This is a genomic window from Microbacterium sp. cf332, from assembly GCF_900102175.1.
Taxonomy (GTDB): domain Bacteria; phylum Actinomycetota; class Actinomycetes; order Actinomycetales; family Microbacteriaceae; genus Microbacterium.
In genome coordinates, this window is record NZ_FNKN01000003.1 from 390,380 (window position 1) to 407,669 (window position 17,290).

At 69.9% G+C, this 17,290-nt stretch carries 15 protein-coding genes and 1 tRNA gene; 11 read left to right on the plus strand and 5 right to left on the minus strand.

All coding sequences use genetic code 11. From position 1 onward, the window contains the following. Positions 1 to 42: 42 nt before the first annotated feature. Positions 43 to 1,326, plus strand: a complete 1,284-nt coding sequence (locus tag BLT21_RS13410; protein ID WP_091502948.1) for an alpha-hydroxy acid oxidase — start codon at positions 43 to 45, stop codon at positions 1,324 to 1,326. Between the two features lie 93 nt (positions 1,327 to 1,419). On the opposite strand, the gene BLT21_RS13415 is transcribed toward BLT21_RS13410, so the two are convergent. From BLT21_RS13415 to BLT21_RS13430, 4 genes are all read right to left on the minus strand, one after another. Next, positions 1,420 to 2,184 (minus strand): HAD-IIB family hydrolase, encoded by a 765-nt coding sequence (locus BLT21_RS13415; protein ID WP_176786914.1) that lies wholly within the window; start codon positions 2,182 to 2,184, stop codon positions 1,420 to 1,422. Between the two features lie 61 nt (positions 2,185 to 2,245). Next, positions 2,246 to 2,319 (minus strand) — tRNA-Pro (locus BLT21_RS13420). Between the two features lie 48 nt (positions 2,320 to 2,367). Further along, on the minus strand, positions 2,368 to 3,297 hold the full coding sequence (locus tag BLT21_RS13425; protein ID WP_091502952.1) for a metallophosphoesterase: 930 nt from the start codon (positions 3,295 to 3,297) through the stop codon (positions 2,368 to 2,370). Next, a complete protein-coding gene (locus BLT21_RS13430; RefSeq protein ID WP_091502954.1) occupies positions 3,297 to 5,861 on the minus strand; it encodes a transglycosylase domain-containing protein in 2,565 nt (854 codons plus the stop codon). The genes BLT21_RS13425 and BLT21_RS13430 overlap by 1 nt, the downstream gene beginning before the upstream one ends. A 107-nt stretch (positions 5,862 to 5,968) precedes the next feature. Between BLT21_RS13430 and BLT21_RS13435 the strand changes: the two genes are divergently transcribed. From BLT21_RS13435 to BLT21_RS13445, 3 genes are all read left to right on the plus strand, one after another. Then, the gene (locus BLT21_RS13435) at positions 5,969 to 6,190 is read left to right on the plus strand and encodes a Sp36 family protein (protein WP_091502956.1); all 222 of its coding nucleotides are present in this window, start codon (positions 5,969 to 5,971) and stop codon (positions 6,188 to 6,190) included. Continuing rightward, a complete protein-coding gene (locus BLT21_RS13440) occupies positions 6,187 to 6,654 on the plus strand; it encodes a RidA family protein (RefSeq protein ID WP_091502958.1) in 468 nt (155 codons plus the stop codon). Before BLT21_RS13435 ends, BLT21_RS13440 begins: the two co-directional genes overlap by 4 nt. A 91-nt stretch (positions 6,655 to 6,745) precedes the next feature. Then, positions 6,746 to 8,491 (plus strand): Na+/H+ antiporter, encoded by a 1,746-nt coding sequence (locus BLT21_RS13445; RefSeq protein WP_091502960.1) that lies wholly within the window; start codon positions 6,746 to 6,748, stop codon positions 8,489 to 8,491. 48 nt (positions 8,492 to 8,539) lie between these two features. Here BLT21_RS13445 and acs read toward each other — a convergent pair whose 3' ends face one another. Further along, positions 8,540 to 10,504 (minus strand): acetate--CoA ligase, encoded by a 1,965-nt coding sequence (gene acs, locus BLT21_RS13450; protein ID WP_091502962.1) that lies wholly within the window; start codon positions 10,502 to 10,504, stop codon positions 8,540 to 8,542. A gap of 399 nt (positions 10,505 to 10,903) precedes the next feature. Here acs and BLT21_RS13455 point away from each other — a divergent pair, with 399 nt between their 5' ends. The 7 genes from BLT21_RS13455 to tmk all read left to right on the plus strand — a co-directional run bounded on the left by BLT21_RS13455 (position 10,904) and on the right by tmk (position 17,236). Then, positions 10,904 to 11,965 carry a TadA family conjugal transfer-associated ATPase gene (locus BLT21_RS13455; protein ID WP_091502964.1) on the plus strand — a complete coding sequence of 354 codons (1,062 nt, stop codon included), beginning with the start codon at positions 10,904 to 10,906 and terminating at the stop codon, positions 11,963 to 11,965. 59 nt (positions 11,966 to 12,024) lie between these two features. Further along, a complete protein-coding gene (locus BLT21_RS13460; RefSeq protein ID WP_256336074.1) occupies positions 12,025 to 12,855 on the plus strand; it encodes a type II secretion system F family protein in 831 nt (276 codons plus the stop codon). An 87-nt stretch (positions 12,856 to 12,942) separates the two neighbouring features. Further along, positions 12,943 to 13,143: a DUF4244 domain-containing protein gene (locus BLT21_RS13465; protein WP_091502968.1), complete on the plus strand. Its 201-nt coding sequence runs from the start codon at positions 12,943 to 12,945 to the stop codon at positions 13,141 to 13,143. Further along, positions 13,143 to 13,478, plus strand: coding sequence for a TadE family type IV pilus minor pilin (locus BLT21_RS13470; protein ID WP_256336075.1), 336 nt, complete (start codon positions 13,143 to 13,145; stop codon positions 13,476 to 13,478). Before BLT21_RS13465 ends, BLT21_RS13470 begins: the two co-directional genes overlap by 1 nt. Continuing rightward, positions 13,478 to 13,795: a helicase gene (locus tag BLT21_RS13475; protein WP_091502970.1), complete on the plus strand. Its 318-nt coding sequence runs from the start codon at positions 13,478 to 13,480 to the stop codon at positions 13,793 to 13,795. Before BLT21_RS13470 ends, BLT21_RS13475 begins: the two co-directional genes overlap by 1 nt. A gap of 88 nt (positions 13,796 to 13,883) precedes the next feature. Continuing rightward, positions 13,884 to 16,589, plus strand: coding sequence for a type I DNA topoisomerase (topA, locus tag BLT21_RS13480; protein ID WP_091502972.1), 2,706 nt, complete (start codon positions 13,884 to 13,886; stop codon positions 16,587 to 16,589). Continuing rightward, positions 16,586 to 17,236, plus strand: coding sequence for a dTMP kinase (gene tmk, locus BLT21_RS13485; RefSeq protein ID WP_091502974.1), 651 nt, complete (start codon positions 16,586 to 16,588; stop codon positions 17,234 to 17,236). The genes topA and tmk overlap by 4 nt, the downstream gene beginning before the upstream one ends. Positions 17,237 to 17,290 lie beyond the last annotated feature (54 nt).

A 17,290-nucleotide genomic window follows, 5' to 3' on the forward strand; every position in this document is an offset into this window, starting at 1 on the left:
CGGCCCGACCCCTCCGGCGCTGCGCCGGAATCGAGGAGAGACATGGTCACCCGACAGCTTCCGAAGATCCCCGAACTGCTCGAACTGATGCAGTTCAAGGCTCCCGACCTCAACGGCCGCCGCCGCCGGCTCACGTCAGCGCTGACGATCGATGACCTCCGCACGATCGCGAAGCGCCGCACCCCCAAGGCCGCCTTCGACTACACCGACGGAGCCGCCGAGGGCGAGATCTCGCTTGAGCGCGCCCGCCAGGCGTTCCAGGACATCGAGTTCCACCCCGACATCCTGCGCCCGGCCGAGTCTGTCGACATGTCCACCGAGATCCTCGGCGGTCGGTCGGCTCTGCCCTTCGGCATCGCGCCGACCGGGTTCACCCGGCTCATGCAGACCGAAGGCGAGAGCGCGGGCGCGTCGGCCGCGGGCGCTGCCGGCATCCCGTTCACCCTGTCGACGCTCGGCACGACGTCGATCGAGGGGGTGCGGGCGGCGAACCCGCATGGGCGCAACTGGTTCCAGCTCTACGTCATGCGCGACCGCGAGATCTCGTACGGTCTGGTCAAGCGCGCCGCCGAGGCCGGTTTCGACACCCTCATGTTCACGGTCGACACCCCCGTCGCCGGTGCGCGCCTGCGCGACAAGCGCAACGGCTTCTCAATCCCGCCGGCGCTGACCGTCGGTACGATCGTCAACGCCATCCCGCGGCCGTGGTGGTGGATCGACTTCCTCACGACGCCGAAGCTCGAGTTCGCGTCGCTCACGACCACCGGAGGCACCGTCGGCGAGCTGCTGAACTCGGCGATGGACCCGACCATCAGCTACGACGACCTCGAGGTCATCCGCGGCCTGTGGCCGGGCAAGATCGTCATCAAGGGCGTCCAAAACGTCGAGGACTCCAAGCGTCTCATCGATCTCGGCGTCGACGGCATCGTGCTCTCGAACCACGGCGGACGCCAGCTCGACCGTGCGCCCGTGCCGTTCCACCTCCTGCCGCAGGTCGTGCGTGAGGTCGGCAAGGACGCCACCGTCATGGTCGACACCGGCATCATGAACGGCGCCGACATCGTCGCCTCCATCGCGCAGGGCGCGAAGTTCACGCTCATCGGCCGTGCGTACCTCTACGGTCTGATGGCTGGCGGCCGGCAGGGCGTCGACCGGACCATCGCGATCCTCCGCAGCGAGATCGAGCGCACGATGCAGCTGCTGGGGGTCTCCAGCCTCGACGAGCTCGAGCCGCGCCACGTCACGCAGCTGCAGCGACTCGTCCCGATCACAGGTCCGGCGCCGCGCCGGTCGTCTTCGCGGGCTAAGACGACGTCGCCAGCCTGACGACGGGACGAGAACGTCGGGTCCCGGAGCCGGCAGCCGAACGGCTGCACGGTTCCGGGGCCCGAATGCGTGCGCTGCGGTGAGGGGCGTGGCTCAGCGCAGGGGGAGCGTGGGAAGAAGCTGGTCGAGGAACTCTGCGGTGTCCTCCCAGCCGTCGACCGCGTGGCACGCTACGCCCATCGCGAGGACGGGGTAGTCGTTGCCGGTCTCGTCGAGCCGGTCGCCGATGAACAGGATGTCATCCTGCGGGATGCCCGTCTGCTCGATGAGCCGCGTCATGCCGTAGGCCTTGTCGATGCCGCGCTCCGTGATGTCGACCGATGTCGAGCCGCCGGCGCGCACCTCGAGGTCGGGGATCCGGTCGGCGACGGCCGCGCGCAGGGCGTTCTTCTTCTCGCCCGTCGGGTCCCACGCCATCTTCGCGTCGACGGGGGCCTGCTGGCCGAGCGCGGAGAAGGTGATCTGCGAACCGCGGTCCTCGAGGATCGGGCCCCACGTCTCGCTCTCCCACAGGCAGAGGCGGCGTGCCTCCTCTTCGACCGCGGCCAGGGCGCGGGTCTTCTGGTCGTCGGTCAGCGAGCGCGCGTAGATCGTCTCGATGCCGGCGGGGGAGAGGCGGTAGTACTGCGTTCCGCACGTGGGCAGCAGATGGAAGTGCGACAGCAGCTCGGCGTCCGTCTCGGGCAGCTGGTCGACGACCTGCGCGGTGAACTGCGCGAGCTGACCTCCCGAGATGACGGCGACCTCGACCCGTGCGGCGAGGTCGAGCAGCTGACGCCCGATCCGCGGATCGATGGCGCTCTTCGACGGGGCGAGGGTGTCGTCGAGGTCGAAGGCGACCAGGCGGGGGAGGGACATCCGTGCTCCGTTCTCCGGTGGCATGCGAGAGGCTCCGCCTCGCGGCGGAGCCTCTCTGCTGTCGGGGTGACAGGATTTGAACCTGCGGCCTCGTCGTCCCGAACGACGCGCGCTACCAAGCTGCGCCACACCCCGTGGCAACCCTCCAAGCTTACCCCGATCCGGCTCGGAAGACGAATCGGCTCAGGCCTTCGGGCGCAGCACGATGACCGAGGCCTCCGGGCGGCAGCCGAACCGCACGGGTGCGTAGATGGAGTGTCCGAGCCCCGCGCTGACGTTGAGCGGCACGGACGCCGAACCCCACGTGCTGAGACCGCGTGCCTGGTCGAGCGGGATGTCGCAGTTCGCGACGAGTGCCCGCGACGCGAACGGGATGCGGACCTGTCCACCGTGGGTGTGTCCGCCGAAGATCATGTCGGCGCCCAGATCGACGAAGCGGTCGAGTACGCGGCGATAGGGGGCATGGGTGACGCCGAGGGTCAGGTCGGCGCGTCTGCGGCCTTCCAGCGCCCCCAGGGCGCCGGGGAGGGCGTCGAGGTCGTCCCAGTCGCGGTGGGCATCGTCGACGCCGACGCCGTCGATGCGGAGGCCAGCGGCACGCACCGTCGCTGCTGCGTTGTCGAGCTCCGACCAGCCGAGGTCGTCCGCGAAGAACGAGTCCATCGCGGCGGTGTCGAGCTCGGCCACGGCCTTGGGGTGCCGCGAGGGTCCGGTGAAGTACCGGAGCGGGTTCCGACCGCTCGGTTCGTAGACGTCGTTCGACCCGTGGACGAAGAACCCGGGCACGCCACGCAACGGCGAGAAGGCGCGACGGATGCCGTCGAGTCCGCGGGCATGACCGAGGTTGTCTCCGGTGTTGATCACGAGATCCGGTTGCGTGTCCTCGGCGAGGTCGGCGATCCAGCGCTGTTTGCGGTGCTGCCACGGCGCCATGTGGGCGTCGGAGAGGTGCAGCACCGTGATGCTCGGGCTGCCCGCGGGCAGGATGCGGAGCTCGTGGCGGCGCGCGGTGAACAGGTACCGCTCGATTCCGACCCCCCAGACGACCGCACCGCCGGCGCCCAGGGCGCCGGCGGTGGCGATCGTGGAGAGCGTCCGACGGACGCCCCCCATCAGCAGTCCTTCGCCGAGTACTGGATAGTGATCTCGGTGCCGCGTCCGACAGAGGAGCCGGCGGCGGGATCGGTGCCCGTCACCCGAGGCTGCTCGGCGTCACCGTCCTCGGAGCACGAGGTCGAGACGCTCGTGAACCCGGCCGCGCGCAGTTGGCGCTCGGCCTCCTCGGGGTTGCCGGTGACTTCGGGCACGGTCGCGCCCTGACCGTTGCTCGGCGTGATCGTGACGGTCGTGCCGCCCGGAGCGCGTCCGGCACCCGGGTCCTGCGAGACGATCCGGCCCTCGGGCTCGGTCGAGTCGGTGGCGTCCGCGACGTTCACCGTGAAGCCGGCGTTCTGCAGGTTGCGCTGTGCCTCTTCAACGGTCTGTCCGACCACGTTGGGCAGGTCGGTGAGCGTGTTCTTGGAGAGGTTCTGGTCGGGACCTGGGAAGCGGTCACCGCCGTACTTCGCGTTCGCTGCACCCTGCATCTTCGGCCAGATCGCGTTTCGGATCTGATCCAGTCGCCAGCCGTTGACGCGGTAGTCGTTGAGCTTCACGAAGCCTTCGACGTTCCCGACCCAGACCACGGTCGCGACCTTCGTGCTTGCACCGTCCATCCAGGTGTGCTCGTACTCGTGGATACCGGTCTTACCGAAGACCGGGACGCCGTCGTAGATGCGCGCACCTTGGCCCGTCGCGTTCATGACGCCTTCGAGCGCGTAGGCCGTGGTGTTCGCAACCGACGCGGAGATCGCCTGTTCGCAGCTGTGCTGAAGTTGCAGCTCTTCGCCGTCGGAGTTCACCGCGCGATCGATCGCCTTCGCCTGGCAGAGCATGCCTTGGCCGGCGATGGCGGCATAGGCCTCTGCCATGTCGATCGGCGCGACGGCGGCGTCCCCCAGCACGTTGTAGGGCTGATTCGGGGACGACGTCGATCCAGCGGGTACCTGGTCGAGCGGGCTGCCGTCACCGCGCATGACGCCGAGCTTCATGGCGACCTGGTTTGTCGAGCACACCGAGATGCGTTCCGCCATCGCGAAGAAACCAGAGTTCAGCGAATCCTCAGTGAACTTACGAATGGTTCCCGAGTAACCCGGGTTCGCCTGGAAGTTAGCAATGGAGCCTTGACGCTGGTCGTTGGCGGCGCGCACCTGCATCGTGTTGCCGTCGCAGGTCTGCACCCGCTTGGTGCCCACGCGGCCATTGATGACCTCGTTCACCGAGTGACCCTGCTCGAGCCAGTTGACAACGCTGAACAGCTTGTATGTGGAGCCTGCCGGGTGGCCGATGCCACCGCCATCGACCTCACGCACGTTGTAATTGACGGCGGTCGAGGAACCATCCTCCGAGCCGTTGGGGCTGAAGGGACGGTTCTGCACCATCGACAGCACGCGCCCAGTGCCGACCTCTACCTGTACCGCGGAGGAGCCGAGATTCAGCCGGTCATCCGTGGCCGGGACAACGGACATCGCATCGAGAGCGGTGGCCTGCAGGTCGGGATCCACGGTCGTGTAGATCTTCATGCCGCCACGGCGAAGATTCTGCTGCCGCTCCTCGATGGTCTCGCCGAAAGCGGGGTCGGAGAGCACAACACTCGTTACGTACTGGCAGAAGAACTCGACGCCGGTCGCGAGCTGGCAGCCCTGCGGGCGCTGCTGGATGTTCGGAGTGATGGGCTCGGCGACGGCCGCATCCCGCTCTTCCTGCGTGATCTTGCCGTCGGAGAGCATGCGGTTGAGGACGTAGACTTGACGATCCTTCGTCAGCTCGTAACCGTTCGCGGCGCCGTTCGTCTCGCTGTCGGGACGATCGAGGCGGTAGGTGTTCGGCTCCTGGACCATGCCGGCGATCGCGGCGGCCTGACCGATGGTCAGGTTCGCGGCAGTGGTGCCGAAGTAGTACTGGGCGGCCGCGCCGATGCCGTACACGGTGCCGCCGAAGTGGGCGATGTTCAGGTACCCGAGGAGGATCTCGTTCTTCGGGTAGCGCTTCTCGAGCTGGATCGCGTAGCGCATCTCCTGCAGCTTGCGCTCGATGCCGTCGGTGCCCGACGAGACCGTCGTCGAGCGGAAGCACGCCTCGACCTCGTCCTGCGACTTGGCCTCCTTCTCGCAGGCCTGCTGCAGGACGTTCTTCACGTACTGCTGCGTGATCGACGACCCACCGCGGGTGTCGCTGCCGCGCAGGTTGCCGAGGACCGCGCTCGCCGTGCCGAGGAGGTCGACCCCGCCGTGCGTGTAGTAGTTCTTGTCCTCGCTCGAGGTGATCGCGTCGAACATGACCGGCGATACCTCGTCCCACGTCACGGGCACGCGGTTCTGATCGTAGAACTGCGTCATGAGGACGTCGTTGCCGTCGCTGTCCTTGCGGTAGAACTCGGTCGGCAGCATGAGCTTGTCGACCTCGAGGTAGCTCGGCATGTTGTCGAAGACGTCGATCGCACTGGACGCCGCGTAACCCGACACGGCGATGGCAGGGGTCACGGTCGCCGTGACGAGGATCCCGGCGACAGCGCTCAGGCCGACCAGGCCGGCGAGACCGCCGAGCACACCGGTGGCCGTGCGTTTGTTGTGAGGCATAGGGTGATCGTAAGCGAGATACCTGGGCGTCCGCCTCAGGGCCACCCCTTGCGCGCGCACCTCGGCGCATGCGAGAGCGCGTCCGAAATCCACAGATCGGAGCCCCGATGACGACGTGGGAGTACCTCACCACACCCCTTCTCATCCATAACACCGCGGCGATCCTCAACAACTGGGGCAAGCAGGGCTGGGAGCTCGTGCAGGTGGTGACCGGGCCCGAAGGCGGGCTGGTCGCTTACTTCAAGCGCCCCGCCGGCGGGGGAGCGGCCAACGCCGGTCTCGGTGCCGCGCAGCAGGCCGCGCAGCAGTTCGAGGGAACGGGCGCGTGAGCGTCTCCGAGCGCCTGGCCGAGCTCGGCATCCAGCTTCCCCCCGTCGTCCCGCCCGTGGCCGCCTACATCCCGGCGACCGAGCACGGCGGGCTGGTCTACACGTCGGGCCAGCTGCCGATGGTCGACGGTGCGCTGCCCGCGACCGGCAAGGTGGGCGAGGGTGACGGCCTCGTCGACGCCGACACCGCGAAGCGGCTCGCCCGGCAGTGCGCCCTCAACGCGATCGCGGCCGCGGCCGATGTCGCAGGCGGCGTCGACAAGCTGGCGCGCGTGGTCAAGGTGACCGGGTTCGTCGCATCCGTCCCCGCCTTCACCGGCCAACCGGGCGTCATCAACGGAGCGAGCGAGGCGCTCGGCGAGATCTTCGGCGAAGCCGGCCGCCATGCGCGATCCGCCGTCGGCGTGCCGGTGCTGCCGCTCGACTCGCCCGTCGAGGTCGAGGTCGTCTTCGCCCTCGCCTGACGCTCGCCGGCTCCGCCCACCGCGAACGCCGCCCGGGCGGGGCCGCTCGGCTCTACGCTCTGGTGAGGATCACGCGGAAGGGCGGTAGGGGATGCAGGGTCTCGAGGTCACGGTTCTGCTGGGGATCGCGCTTCTGGTCGGCACCGTCCTGGCCCCGCGACTGCGCGTCGCGACGCCGCTGGTGCTGCTGGTCATCGGTCTGCTGCTGGGCTTCGTTCCCCAGTTGCGTTCGATCGAGCTGCCGCCCGAGACCGTGCTGCTGCTGTTCCTGCCCGTGCTGCTGTTCCGTGAGGCGTGGACCACCTCGCTGAGATCGGTGCGGCGGTCGCTGCGGTACATCGTGCCGATGAGCACCCTGCTCGTCGTCGCGTCCGCCTTCGCCGTCGCGGCGGTCGCGACGTGGATGGGCGTGCCCTGGGAGGCGGCGCTCGTGCTCGGTGCCGCGGTCGCGCCACCCGACGCCACGGCCGTCGCGGCGCTGGGGCGCCTGCTGCCGGCCCGCACGTTCATGAAGCTGAAGGCCGAGAGCCTGACGAACGACGGCACCGCGCTCGTGCTCTACGCGATCGCGGTGTCGCTGCTGCTGGGCGACCAGGTCAGCGCACTCTCGGTCACCGGCATGGTGCTGCTGTCGTACCTCGGCGGAGCCGCCGCGGGCATCGCGGTCGCCGCCCTCGCCTTCTTCGCGCTGCGGCGGATGCAGTCGACCCTGACGATCAACCTGACGCTGCTGCTCGTGCCGTTCGTGGCGTTCCTCATCGCCGAGCTCATCGAGGCGTCCGGTGTCCTTGCCGTCGTCTTCGCGGGGCTCATCGTCGCCTGGGTGTCGCCGCGGATCACGACCGCGATGTCGCGGCGGGCCGCCGACGCGACCTGGCCGTTCGGGGTGTACCTGCTGAACGGTGCGCTGTTCGTGCTGATCGGCCTCGAGGTGCAGCTGGTGCTGCACGAGATCTCGCCCGCCGAGATCGGGACCCTGCTGATCATCACCGTCGCCGCGTGGGTCGCTCTCGTCGTCGTCCGGTATCTCTTCCAGTGGCTGTTCTCGCCGTTCTCGCGGCCGGCGACGGGGTCGAGCAGGTCGCTGCGACACCGCTCGCGGGTCGTCAGCACCGTCTCGGGGTTCCGCGGCGCCGTCTCGCTCGCGATCGCGCTCTCGGTGCCCATCACCACCGCGTCCGGCGAGCCGGTCGAGGGGCGCGACGCGGTCGTGTTCGTCACCGCCGGCGTGATCGTGCTCACCCTCCTCGTGCAGGGACCGCTGTTGCCGGCGGTGATCCGCTGGGCGAAGCTCCCCGCCGACGACGCAGCCATCGAGGAGTTCGAGCTCGCGCAGCGAGCGATCTCGGGAGCGGCGCTCGCGGCGCTCGACGATCTCGCCGCCGAGCACGGCGTCAGTGACCGGGTGCGCGACCGTGCCCGTACCGAGGGCTACGAGCGGCTCGAGCTCGCGAACGCGCGTGCCGTGGCGCGGGTTCGGGCGGCGGAGGAGCGCGAGGCGGAGGCCGACACCGACGACGAGGCGGCGAGTGAAGACCAGGACGCCTCGCTCATGGGGCCCGTGCCGCCCGGGGCCGCGGAGACCGACGGCCGACGCGCCTCGCCGCAGCTCGAGATGATCGCGGTGAGCGACGACATCGACCTGACGCAGCGCTCGCCGATCGTCCGGCACAAGGAGGCGACCCGGCTGCGGCTGGCGATGCTCGACCGCAAGCGCGAGGTCCTGTTCCGGCTGCGGCGCGACGGCACGATCGATGACCTCGTCGCCCGCCGCATCCTCGCGAGCCTCGACCTCGAGGAGATCCGCGCCCGCGGTCTCGACCGCGACGCCGAGTGAGGTCTCGCGCCGCGCGTCATCGCGTGTCGGCGGCGCGAGACGTCCCGATCACTTCAGCTGCGCGCTGATCACCGACATCACGGCGGTGTCGGCGAGCGTCGTGGTGTCGCCGACCTCGCGCCCCTCCGCGACATCCCGCAGTAGACGCCGCATGATCTTGCCGGAGCGGGTCTTGGGCAGTTCTCCGACGATGTAGACGTCGCGGGGTCGCGCGATCGGGCCGATCTGGTCGCCGACCCACTGGCGCAGCGACGCAGCCAGACCATCTGGTGCGTTGGCGTCGAGATAGCTCTGCTTGATGATGACGAAGGCGACGACCGCCTGACCGGTGGTCTCATCGGACGCCCCGACGACGGCGGCCTCGGCGACGGCTTCGTTCGCGACGAGCGCCGACTCGATCTCGGTGGTCGACAGGCGGTGGCCCGAAACGTTCATGACGTCGTCGACCCGGCCCATCAGCCAGATGTCGCCGTCGTCGTCGAGTCGCGCACCGTCTCCGGCGAAGTAGAAACCCTGAGCGCGGAACTTGTCCCAGTACGTCTCGACGAAGCGGTCGGGGTCACCCCAGATACCGCGCAGCATGCTCGGCCACGGCTCGGTGATGACGAGCAACCCGCCATTGCCCTCGCCGACGCGGTTGCCCTCCTCGTCGACGACGTCGATCGAGATTCCGGGGAGCGCGACCTGTGCCGATCCCGGCTTCGTCTCTGTGACGCCCGGCAGGGCAGAGATCATGATGGCGCCGGTCTCGGTCTGCCACCACGTGTCGACGATGGGCGCTCTCTTGCCGCCGATCACCTTGCGGTACCACATCCACGCCTCGGGGTTGATGGGCTCGCCCACCGAACCGAGCAGACGGATGCTCGACAGGTCGTACTCGGCGGGTACCTGGCGTCCCACCTTCATGAACGAGCGGATCGCGGTGGGAGCGGTGTAGTAGATCGTGACGCCGTACTTCTGGATGATCTCCCACGACCGGCCGGCGTGCGGCGTGTCGGGGGTGCCCTCGTAGAGCACCTGTGTCGCCCCGTTCGCGAGCGGACCGTAGGTGACGTAGCTGTGCCCGGTGACCCAGCCGATGTCGGCGGTGCACCAGTAGACGTCGGCCTCCGGGTGGATGTCGTGGACGACGCGGTTCGTGAATGCCGCCTGGGTCAGGTAGCCGCCGGAGGTGTGGAGGATGCCCTTCGGCTTACCGGTGGTGCCCGACGTGTAGAGGATGAACAGCGGGTTCTCGGCGGGGAAGGCCTGGGCCTCGTGATCGGGGGAGGCGTCGGCCAACACGTCGTGCCACCACAGGTCGCGGCCGTCCGTCCACTCGATGTCGTTCCCTCCGCGGCGGACGACGATGACGTGCTCGACGGTGGTCTGCGGCCCGGCGCCGCGGTCGGCCAGCGCCTGGTCGACGGCAGGCTTGAGCGGCGACACCTTGCCCTTGCGGTATCCGCCGTCCGCGGTGATGACGAGCTTCGCGCCGGCGTCGTCGATGCGCGTGCGGAGGCTGTCGGCGGAGAAGCCGCCGAACACCACGGAGTGCACGGCGCCGATCCGGGCGACGGCGAGCATCGCGGCGACGGCCTCGGGAACCATCGGCATGTAGATCGCGACTCGATCGCCCTGTTCGATGCCGAGACCGGTGAGCACGTTCGCGAGGCGCTTCACCTCGTCGGTGAGCTCGCCGTAGGTGACGGCCCGATCGTCTCCGGGCTCGCCTTCCCAGAGCAGCGCCACGCGGTCGCCGAGACCCGCTTCGACGTGACGGTCGAGGCAGTTGTAGGCGACGTTCAGCTCGCCGTCGGCGAACCACTCCGCGAAAGGCGGGTTGGACCAGTCGAGCACCTGGGTGAAAGGCGTGTGCCAGTGCAGCTCGCGCGCCTGATCCGCCCAGAACCCCTCGCGGTCGGTCGCGGCCCGCTCGTACAGCTCGGCCGTGCCGACGGCGGCGGCGGCGAAGTCGGACGACGGTCCGAACCGTCGGGTCTCGGTCAGCAGGTGGTCGATCTGGCTGCTCATGCGGCACGCTCCTTCGCGGTCGATGGCGCCGCGCGCAGGCGGCGTGCGGTCAATCTAGACCGCGGCGAGAATCGGAGGCTACCGCCGTTAGTGGGTGGTCGCGCGGGTGGCGGAATCGGCGGGTCAGATTGACCCATCTCCGTGTCGAGCGCGTAAGCTGATCGCGGCAGCGACTTCGATCGCGCCCGTGGCGCCCCGACCTACCCCCCAAGCGGCGGGCCGTCACGTGGACGGCACCCCTATCCCCCAATGCGGGGTGCCGTCCTTCTTCTTTTTCCCGCCCGGTGCTCATCGGCCCGGGCGGTACCTCTCCTCCCCAGGTGGGCGACGGCATGGGCTTCTCCCGCGTTCCCGTGCCGCCCGCGTGAGACGGCGGCCGCGCTTCCTACAGTCGGGTCCATGCCGTCGCCGTTCGTCGTCGTCCCCCGCCCGGTCGGGTCGTCGGTGAGGGCGCCCCGTTCGTCGGACGCGCCCCTCGCCGAGGCTCTCGCGGATCCTGTCGCCGCGGCCGGCGAGGTGCCCGCGCAGCGGGAGCTGCCCGACCACGACGCGCTCGACCCTCTGCGGGAGTACTTGCTCGCGCCCGACGTCACCGACGTCTTCGTCAACGGCGAGCACGGGCTCTTCGTCGACCGCGGGAGGGGCGCCGAACATATCCCGGGGTGGCGGCCCGATGATGCCGAGGTCCGTGCCCTCGCCGTGACGTTGATCTCGCTCGGCGGACGCCACATCGACGATGCGACACCGTGCGTCGATGTCCGATGGGCGGGCGGCATCCGGGTGCATGCCGTGCTCTCGCCCGTAGCTTGCGCGGGGGCGGCGATCTCGATCCGTCTGCCGGCGGCCGAACAGCCGGGCCTCGACGAGCTCGAACAGCGGGGGATGTTCGAGGCTCCCGTCGGCGAGCAGCTTCGACGACTCGTCGCCGACCGCACGAACGTGCTCGTCACCGGTGCGACGGGCGTCGGGAAGACGACGGTCCTGGCTGCACTGCTGTCGAACGCGAGCCCGCGGGAGCGCATCGTGACCATCGAGGACGTCGCAGAGCTGCGGCTGGAGCATCCGCACCATGTGCGTCTCGAGGCACGGCAGCCGAACCTCGAGGGTGCCGGTGCGGTGCCGCTCGCCCGTCTTGTGCGCGAGGCGCTGAGGATGCGGCCCGATCGCCTCGTGGTCGGCGAGTGTCGCGGCGAGGAGATCCGGGAGCTCCTCACCGCGCTCAACACCGGCCATCATGGCGGGGCCGGAACCGTGCACGCGAGCGGGCTCGCGGACGTACCCGCCCGCCTCGAGGCGCTGGGCGCCTTGGCTGGGCTCGATGATCACGGGGTCGCGCGGCAGGTCGTCAGCGCCATCGGCGCCGTCGTCCACCTGGGCAGGGTCGACGGGGTTCGGCAGGTGACCGGCATCGCGCGGCCCGTCCTCGACGGTGCTCGACTCGCGCTCACGGAGCTCGTGTGATAGGCCGGTGGCGCCGTTCGGCGACGGATGACGGAGCGACCACGGCGGAGGTCGCATCGGTGCTGCGCCGACTCGCCGTCCTGCTCGAGGCCGGCGTCGCGCCCGACCGAGCCTGGGAGTACCTCGCTGCATCCGGCGGCGACGCCCCGCGTCTCGTGCACCGCCGTCGAAGCGCCGGTGCATCGCTCACCGCCGCGATCGGCGCGGCGGGCGGCGCGTGGCGCGAGGTCGCCTCCGCCTGGCACGTCGCTACGACGGTGGGCGCCCCACTCGCACGCACCCTCCGGAGCACCGCTGACGCCCTCCGCGACGCCGAACAGGCTCGCGACGACGTCCGTGTTGCGCTCGCCGAGCCGGCCGCGACGGCCCGCCTCGTCGCGTGGCTGCCTCTCGTCGCAGTCGTGCTCGCGGTGGTGCTCGGGTTCGACGTGGTCGCGGCGATCGGGCACCCGGTCGGCAGCGCCTGTCTCGTCGCGGGTGCGTCGCTGATGATCGCGGCGCAGGTGTGGACACGCCGTCTCGTCGAACGCGCCCAGCCGCCCGGCGGCGTCCCCGGCATGTCGGCCGAGCTTCTCGCGATCGCGCTGTCGAGTGGCGCTTCGATCACACGCGCCGAAGCGGTGATGGCGTCGGTGGACGTGTTCCCGGAGGAGTCGGACCGCGAAGTCCTCGACCTCTCCGCGTCCGCCGGTGTCCCCGCGGTGGATCTCCTGCGGGCGACGGCCGACCTGAGGCGTCATCGGGCTCGGATCGACGGACGGATGCGCGCGGCGAAGCTGTCGTCGCGCCTCCTCCTGCCGCTCGGCGTCTGCACGCTGCCCGCCTTCCTCCTCATTGGGGTCGCCCCGATGCTGCTCGGCGCCATGACCGGCGCCGCGGTGACGCTGTGACACCGGCACACGCCGCCCTATCGTGCCGCCGCCCAGACCGTGCCCGACGTGCCCGATCCCCACACCCGACGACAGAACGGAACACCCATGAACCGATCCCTTCCCACGCTGACACGTGCCCGCGCGGCGCAGCTCTTCGCCGACGAATCCGGTGCCGCGACCGCCGAGTACGCGATCGCGACGATGGCCGCCGTGGCCTTCGCCGGGCTCCTGGTCGTGATCATGCGCAGCGACGAGGTGCGCGGCATCCTCACCGACCTCGTTCGTCGGGCGCTGACCGTCGAATGATGCTGCGCAACGACGATCGCGGCTCCGTCACCGCGGAGTTCGCGGTGGTCGTGCCCGCGGCGGTGCTCGTCGTGCTGCTCGCCGTCGCCGCCCTGGCGGCGGCGGGCACGCAGATCCGTCTCGAGCACGCCGCCGCCCAGGCCGCCCGGCTCGTCGCTCGCGGCGAGGACGAGGCGCGTGCACGGGAGATGGTCGCGGGCGCGGCCGGGGGAGCGTCGCTGACCGTGCGTGTGCACGGCGACCTGACGTGCGCCGAGGTCGCAGCGGAGCACGGCATCCCCCTGCCGCTCCCACCGCTGCGCGTCGAATCCTGCGCGCTGTCCGGAGGCCGCTGATGGCGGGGGTCGCGACAGCGTTCGGGGTGCTGGCGGTGACGATGACGATCGGAGTCGGATGCGCCGCCGCCGGAGCAGCCGCGATCCGCTCGGCCCAGGTCACGGCCACCGCCGACACCGCCGCGCTCGCCGCGGCAGACACAGCCCTCGGCTTCGTCGGGGGAGTGCCGTGCGAGCGCGCGGCCGAGGTGGTCGCCGCTGCGGGTCTCGAGCTCGCCGCCTGCGATGTCGACGGCGCGATCGCGACCGTCGAGGTCGGCGCGTCGACCGGTGTATTCCGTGTGCACGCGCGCGCCCGCGCGGGCCCCGCCTCGTGACATGCCGACAGAAGGATATGGCCGCGCCGCTCTCAGCGTCCTCCACCGTGTGGCGCGTGTATGGTGTGCGCTGGAGAAAGGATGACTCGTGGCAGGCGGCAAGAAACTCGTCATCGTCGAGTCCCCGACCAAGATGAAGTCGATCCAGGGGTACCTGGGCGACGAGTACGAAGTGCTCAGCTCGGTCGGGCACATCCGGGACCTCGCTAAGAAAGAGGACATCCCGGCCGACAAGAAGCAGGCGTACGGCAAGTACTCCATCGACGTCGACAACGGCTTCGATGCGTATTACGTGGTCAGCGATCGCAAGACCAAGACCGTGGCCGAGCTCAAGCGCGCCCTGAAGAGCGCCGACGAAGTTCTGCTCGCGACTGATGAGGACCGCGAGGGTGAGGCGATCGCCTGGCACTTGCTCGAGGTGCTCAAGCCTAAGGTCCCGGTCAAGCGCATGGTCTTCCACGAGATCACCAAGGACGCCATCCGCGCCGCCGCCGGCAACACGCGTGAACTCGACCTCGCGCTCGTCAACGCACAGGAGACCCGGCGTGTGCTCGACCGCCTGTACGGGTGGGACGTCTCGCCCGTGCTGTGGCGCAAGATCGGCTCGGGCCGCGACGGACAGGCCCTCAGCGCCGGCCGCGTGCAGTCGGCCGCGACCCGCATGGTCGTCGAACGCGAGCGCGAGCGGATGTCGTTCGTATCGGCCTCGTACTGGGACATCGAGGCTCACGCAGCGAAGGACGGCGGCTCGTTCTCGACCCGCCTCGCGCGGCTCGACGGTGCCCCGCTCGCCCGAGGCACCGATTTCGACGACTCGGGATCACTCAAGAAGGCCGTGGTCGTCCTCAGCGAGAAGGACGCCCGCGACTTGGCCGCCGCCATCGAGAAGGCGGCGACGGCCGCGGTCACCGGTGTCGAGGCCAAGCCGGGAACGCGCAGCCCCAAGCCGCCGTTCACGACGTCCACGATGCAGCAGGAGGCCGGCCGCAAGCTCTCGATGAGCGCTAAGCACGCGATGAGCGTCGCCCAGCGTCTCTACGAGAAGGGCTACATCACCTACATGCGTACCGACTCGACCGCGCTCTCGGCGCAGGCCGTGACGGCGGCGCGTACGCAGGCGGTCGCGCTGTACGGCGACCGGGCAGTGCCCGCGAGCCCCCGCTCGTACCGCAACAACGCGAAGAACGCGCAGGAGGCGCACGAGGCGATCCGTCCCTCGGGCGAGGAGTTCCGCACGCCCGCGTCGGTGTCGTCCGGCCTCGACCGCGACGAGCAGCGCCTCTACGACCTCATCTGGAAGCGGACCGTCGCCAGCCAGATGTCCGATGCGAAGTACGAGACCACGACCGTCACCCTCGAGGTCGACGCCGACGGCAAGCGCGCAGCGTTCACGGCATCCGGCACCGTCTACACGTTCAAGGGCTTCCTCGAGGCGTACGAAGAAGGCAACGACGAGAAGCGCGGCGACAGCGACCGGTCGGCCGACCAGTCGCTGCCCGCCGTCGCCGTCGGTGACACGCTCACGCTGTCGGATGTCGAGCCCAAGGGCCACGCCACGAGCCCGAAGCCGCGCTACACCGAGGCGAGCCTCGTCAAGGCTCTCGAGGAGAAGGGCATCGGCCGCCCCTCGACCTTCGCGAGCATCATCGACGTCATCCTCGAGCGCGGCTATGTGACCAAGCGCGGGCAGGCCCTCGTACCCAGCTGGCTGTCGTTCAGCGTCGTGCGGCTGCTCGAGCAGCACTTCTCCGACCTCGTCGACTACGACTTCACCGCTGCCCTCGAAGACGACCTCGATGCCATCGCCCGCGGCGAGCAGGCGCGCGAGGCGTGGCTGAAGGAGTTCTACTTCGGCTCTGACAACCACGTCGGCCTCCGGAACATCGTCGAGAACCTCGGCGACATCGACGCGCGTGAGCTCAATGCGACGCCCATCGGCGACGTCGCGACGCTGCGATTCGGCAAGTACGGACCGTACCTCGACGTACCGGTCGGCGAGGGCGAGACGCGGATCGTCAACGTCCCCGACGACCTCGCTCCCGACGAGCTGACGCCCGAGAAGGCCCAGGAGCTGATCGACGCTCCCGTCGCCGGCGACCGTGTGCTCGGCGAGAACCCCGAGAACGGCAAGCTCATCGTCGTCAAGGACGGCCGCTTCGGCCCGTACGTGCAGGAGCTCGAGCCCGAGCCCGACGAGACCGTCGACGAGGCGACCGGCGAGGTCGCCCCCGCGAAGAAGAAGACGACGAAGAAGAAGGAAGCGGCTCCCAAGCCGCGGACGGCATCGCTGTTCAAATCGATGAGCGTCGACACGGTCGATCTGGAGCAGGCCCTCCAGCTGCTCTCGCTTCCCCGTGTCGTCGGCGTCGACCCGGAGTCGGGCAACGAGATCACCGCGCAGAACGGTCGCTACGGCCCGTATCTGAAGAAGGGCACCGACTCGCGCACGCTCGCGAGCGAGCAGCAGCTCTTCGACATCACGCTCGACGAGGCGCTTGCCGTCTACGCGCAGCCGAAGTACGGCGCCCGCGCGGCATCGAGCGCACTCAAGGAGTTCGAGGCCGACCCCACGAGCGGCAAGCCGATCAAGCTCAAGGACGGCCGCTTCGGTCCCTACGTCACCGACGGCGAGACCAACGCGACCATCCCGCGCGGGGAGAACGCCGAAGAGGTCACCTTCGAGCGGGCCGTGCAGCTGCTCGCCGACAAGCGCGCCAAGGGGCCGGCGCCCAAGCGCAAGACGGCGGCACGCAAGACCACCACGACGCGCAAGCCCGCGGCCAAGAAGAAGTGACCGGCGACGCGCCACGCGGACTCTGGATCACCCTCGAGGGCGGCGACGGGTCGGGCAAGACGACCCAGGCCGCGGCCCTCGAGGGATGGCTGCGAGAGAGCGGCCGGGAGGTCGTGCGCACCCGGGAGCCGGGTGGCAGCGACGTCGGGCAGTTGATCCGCGACATCGTGCTCCATCACCGCGGCGACATCGCCCCCCGCGCCGAGGCGCTGCTGTATGCGGCCGACCGTGCCCACCATGTGGCGACGGTCGTGCGTCCGGCGCTCGCCCGCGGCGCCGTGGTCGTGCAGGACCGCTACCTCGACTCCTCCGTCGCCTACCAGGGCGCCGGACGCGTGCTGGACGCCGGAGAGGTGCGCGACCTCTCGCTCTGGGCGGCTGACGGCGCCCTTCCCGACCTGACCGTCCTCCTCGACCTCGACCCGACCGCCGCACGGCAGCGCCTCGACGCCGACGACAAGCCGTTCGACCGGCTCGAGGCGGAGAAGTCGGACTTCCACGAGCGCGTGCGCTCGGCTTTCCTCGGCCTCGCCGAGGCCGAGCCCGACCGCTTCCTGGTGCTCGATGCGACGCGGCCACCGGGCGACCTGTCGGCCGACATCCGCGCCCGGGTCGGCGACGCGCTGGGCGCCGCCCCCGGACGCTGAAGCCCGGCCGCGACCGGGCCTCGGACGACGTGATGCGGGGCCGCCGAAGTCGGG

What these genes read in the sequence shown, in the direction of transcription:
- BLT21_RS13455 (WP_091502964.1), top strand. Translation starts at nt 10,904, where the DNA reads ATGCCGTCGCCGTTCGTCGTCGTCCCCCGCCCGGTCGGGTCGTCGGTG.
- BLT21_RS13475 (WP_091502970.1), top strand. Translation starts at nt 13,478, where the DNA reads ATGGCGGGGGTCGCGACAGCGTTCGGGGTGCTGGCGGTGACGATGACG.
- BLT21_RS13445 (WP_091502960.1), top strand. Translation starts at nt 6,746, where the DNA reads ATGCAGGGTCTCGAGGTCACGGTTCTGCTGGGGATCGCGCTTCTGGTC.
- BLT21_RS13430 (WP_091502954.1), bottom strand. Translation starts at nt 5,861, where the DNA reads ATGCCTCACAACAAACGCACGGCCACCGGTGTGCTCGGCGGTCTCGCC.
- BLT21_RS13470 (WP_256336075.1), top strand. Translation starts at nt 13,143, where the DNA reads ATGCTGCGCAACGACGATCGCGGCTCCGTCACCGCGGAGTTCGCGGTG.
- acs (WP_091502962.1), bottom strand. Translation starts at nt 10,504, where the DNA reads ATGAGCAGCCAGATCGACCACCTGCTGACCGAGACCCGACGGTTCGGA.
- BLT21_RS13465 (WP_091502968.1), top strand. Translation starts at nt 12,943, where the DNA reads ATGAACCGATCCCTTCCCACGCTGACACGTGCCCGCGCGGCGCAGCTC.
- BLT21_RS13415 (WP_176786914.1), bottom strand. Translation starts at nt 2,184, where the DNA reads ATGTCCCTCCCCCGCCTGGTCGCCTTCGACCTCGACGACACCCTCGCC.
- BLT21_RS13435 (WP_091502956.1), top strand. Translation starts at nt 5,969, where the DNA reads ATGACGACGTGGGAGTACCTCACCACACCCCTTCTCATCCATAACACC.
- BLT21_RS13410 (WP_091502948.1), top strand. Translation starts at nt 43, where the DNA reads ATGGTCACCCGACAGCTTCCGAAGATCCCCGAACTGCTCGAACTGATG.
- BLT21_RS13425 (WP_091502952.1), bottom strand. Translation starts at nt 3,297, where the DNA reads ATGGGGGGCGTCCGTCGGACGCTCTCCACGATCGCCACCGCCGGCGCC.